The following is a 358-nucleotide window of genomic DNA, read 5'->3' as shown; positions in this document are numbered from 1 at the left end:
CTCTAAGCCCCAAAATTTCCCCTAACATGAATTTGTAATGAAAAAATTTATACTTCCTATATTCAGCATTTCTATTCTAGTTTCTCTCAGTGCATGTTCATCTATTAAAACTAAATCTGAAGATAATTTTCATATTTCTTCTCAGCAACATGAAAAAGCTATTAAAAGCTATTTTGATGAAGCTCAAACACAGGGTGTAATTATTATTAAAGAGGGTAAAAATCTTAGCACCTATGGTAATGCTCTTGCACGAGCAAATAAAGAATATGTCCCTGCATCAACATTTAAGATGCTAAATGCTTTAATCGGGCTAGAAAATCATAAAGCAACAACAAATGAGATTTTCAAATGGGATGGT

Annotated in this window: 1 protein-coding gene; it reads left to right on the top strand. The window is 31.6% G+C overall.

Annotation, left to right across the window (positions count from 1 at the left end; translation table 11 throughout):
- Positions 1-37 precede the first annotated feature (37 nt).
- The coding region (locus H3028_RS21050; RefSeq protein ID WP_258237887.1) for a penicillin-binding transpeptidase domain-containing protein at positions 38-358 on the top strand (321 nt) is incomplete at its 3' end.

The organism is Pseudomonas sp. Q2-TVG4-2 (genome assembly GCF_013620795.1).
Taxonomy (GTDB): domain Bacteria; phylum Pseudomonadota; class Gammaproteobacteria; order Pseudomonadales; family Pseudomonadaceae; genus Stutzerimonas.
This window is presented reverse-complemented; position numbering and strand designations above follow the sequence as displayed.